The organism is Cellulomonas sp. (assembly GCF_017744555.1).
Taxonomy (GTDB): Bacteria; Actinomycetota; Actinomycetes; order Actinomycetales; family Cellulomonadaceae; genus Cellulomonas.
The window spans coordinates 1-2348 of record NZ_JAGIBD010000071.1; the positions used below are offsets into that span (position 1 = coordinate 1).

The window sequence follows — 2348 nt, forward strand, 5'->3', positions numbered from 1 at the left end:
GCTCCGGGCCGTCGCCGCCGGTGACGACGCCGGTCGCGTGGCCGACGAGGCCGTCGCGACGCTCGCGGGGCTCGCGGCACCGCCCGTGCCCGCCGTGCTGCGCCGCTACCCGCCCGCACCCGCCGGGCGGCACCGCCTGGCCGAGCTCACGAGCGCGCTCGACGCCGCCGTCCGCGCGCGCGACTGACGCCCGAGCAGCACCGCAGGGAAGCGCCGACGTCCGGATCAGACGTCTCGCGCGACCGTCACCTGCACCTGGAGACCGACCGTGTAGCGCGGCTGGTAGAAGTAGCGCCGATCCTCGCCGTCGGTCATCTTGAAAACCGCGCGCGTGGTCCCCTCGACAAGCGGCGCGACGCAGGAGACCGCAATGGTCAACTCCGCGCCGGGGGCCGTGAACGGCAGCGGGACGAACCGCGGCGTCGTGATCAGACCGGGGCCGGCGGGTGTTCCCAGTCGCGTGAGACGACGATCGCGCCACTCGACGGCGCCCTCGTTGCGAATGGTCCACGTCTTCTCGAAACGATGCCCGGGAGCCATCACCGTGCCGTCGGCCACGGTCTCGTCGACGAAGACCGAGAGGTCGTCGTCCGAGGCGTCGGGCGCAATCCCTCCGAGCACGCGCCCGTTCAGTCGTTGCCGCCGAACCTCCGCGAGAACCGCGTCGTAGTAGGACAGGATCAACCCGCCACTGGCGAGCCGCGCCTCGATCATGTTGACCAACGCCTCGGAAGGCCTGTCGCGCCCGTCCTCCGCACCGCTGATCGTCCGACGGTCACGCCCGACGGCGGCCGCGAGCTCGGCGACGCTCAAGCCTCGCAGCTCGCGCCAGTGGCGGATCTCGTTCCCGAGCTCGGCAGAGGGAGTCACCGCTGGCGCCGGGGGCCGGCGAGGACGAGGCATCGCATCTCCAACCGTTGCGGGGTGTTCGCCCACAACGTATCGCGTCGAGTTCGCTGGGAACCGGCGGACGACCGCGCCGCCGAGAAGTCCTCCGAACACGGCTCGACACCGTCGCGCCATTGATCACCCTGGGAGACGACCATGCACGCACAGCGAGTTTTTCGCATTCTTACGACCGTCGCACTCGCCGCCGGGCTGGCTGCCGCGGGTTCCGCGCCCGCGCAGGCCGCGACGATGGTGGGTACCGACGTCCACGTCGCGGAGTACTGCACGTGGAAGTACGGCGCAGCGTCGTTCGCGTTCAACATCGGCAACACCTGGGACGGCTGGCGCTGCAGCCTCATGTCGGCGACCTACAGCGTGGACATGAACCGGGCGTGCTCCCTCGCGTACGGCGCCGGGGCCTACGCCCAGAACCCGTCGATGACCTGGAACGGCTGGCGCTGCTACCGCTGAGGTCGGCGACGCCGGAGACCTGCGGCGCCCGGTCGCGCGTGTCACGTGCGACCGGGCAGCAGGGCGACGAGGCCTACTCGACCTTCTCGACGACCGACGCCACGCGCCGCGCGCGCGTCTCGGCCGCCTTGGCCCCCTCGACGGCCGTCACGTGCGCCTTGCGCGCGCTGGGAGACAACGCGTCGAACGCGGCGCGCGCACCGGGTGCGGCGTCGAGCGCCGCGGCGAGGTCGGCCGGCACCTCGACGACCCGCGGTGCCGTGTCGAGCTCGAGCGTGACCTCGATCGGGTCGCCGCCCGCGAGGCCCGTCTCGCGGCGGTGCGCCGCCGAGAACGGGATCAGGTGGCGCCCGCCCATGACCGCGAGCGTCGAACGGTACGTGTGGCCGTTCACGGTCACGACCACCGGGGCGCGCTTGCCCGCACCCAGCGCCTCGACGACCGCGGGCGGCACCTCGACCCCGGTGTTGTTGCCGCCGAGGAGCAGGGTCGTGGTGAACGTCTGCGTGGCCATGCCCGCATCGTCGCGCGCGGCGCGGCCGGGCACCATCGGGACGCGGCCCCGGGCGGCCCCCTCGGGTCGGCCACGCACCGCGACAGCACTTCCGCGCCCAGCCGGGCGGACGGGACTGCTGGCACCAGCCTGCGCACCACCGACGCTGCTGAACAGCCGCGGGCCGGCGAACCGTCCTGCTAGCGACGCGTCGCAGATCCGAGCAGATCGGCGACGAGGTCGATCTCGTCGCGTTCGATCTCGAGGCCTCCCGCAGCACGGATCAGCCTGAGCGACCTGTCGACCTGCTCGACGAACCACCGATGCGCGTGGAGCGCGGCGTCCGCAGCGATCACCGGGTCGCACTCCGCAAGCTGCGCCAGGGCGGTACCCCGCGCCACCGGGTCGAGCAGGATCGTGACGATGTCCAGCAGGTCGGTGCCCTCCTTCGCCGTCGAGCGCAGGAGGACCGCTTGCAGCTTCATCGCCACGAGGG

At 72.4% G+C, this 2348-nt stretch carries 3 protein-coding genes and 2 pseudogenes; 2 read left to right on the forward strand and 3 right to left on the reverse strand.

Annotated features, from left to right (window positions below; all coding sequences use genetic code 11):
- Positions 1 to 187, forward strand: a pseudogene (locus J7523_RS19930) (hypothetical protein); the annotation flags it as partial.
- Between the two features lie 38 nt (positions 188 to 225).
- Here J7523_RS19930 and J7523_RS19935 read toward each other — a convergent pair.
- On the reverse strand, positions 226 to 1023 hold the full coding sequence (locus tag J7523_RS19935; RefSeq protein ID WP_363267404.1) for an NBR1-Ig-like domain-containing protein: 798 nt from the start codon (positions 1021 to 1023) through the stop codon (positions 226 to 228).
- 21 nt (positions 1024 to 1044) lie between these two features.
- On the opposite strand from J7523_RS19935, the gene J7523_RS19940 reads away from it, so the two are divergent.
- Complete coding sequence (locus J7523_RS19940) at positions 1045 to 1359, forward strand: hypothetical protein (RefSeq protein ID WP_291890472.1); 315 nt, start codon at positions 1045 to 1047, stop codon at positions 1357 to 1359.
- Between the two features lie 73 nt (positions 1360 to 1432).
- On the opposite strand, the gene J7523_RS19945 is transcribed toward J7523_RS19940, so the two are convergent.
- Positions 1433 to 1873, reverse strand: a complete 441-nt coding sequence (locus J7523_RS19945) for a YdeI/OmpD-associated family protein (protein WP_291890474.1) — start codon at positions 1871 to 1873, stop codon at positions 1433 to 1435.
- 179 nt (positions 1874 to 2052) lie between these two features.
- A pseudogene (locus J7523_RS19950) lies at positions 2053 to 2348 on the reverse strand (prevent-host-death protein); the annotation flags it as partial.

What these genes read in the sequence shown, in the direction of transcription:
- J7523_RS19935 (WP_363267404.1), bottom strand. Translation starts at nt 1,023, where the DNA reads ATGGCGCGACGGTGTCGAGCCGTGTTCGGAGGACTTCTCGGCGGCGCG.
- J7523_RS19940 (WP_291890472.1), top strand. Translation starts at nt 1,045, where the DNA reads ATGCACGCACAGCGAGTTTTTCGCATTCTTACGACCGTCGCACTCGCC.
- J7523_RS19945 (WP_291890474.1), bottom strand. Translation starts at nt 1,873, where the DNA reads ATGGCCACGCAGACGTTCACCACGACCCTGCTCCTCGGCGGCAACAAC.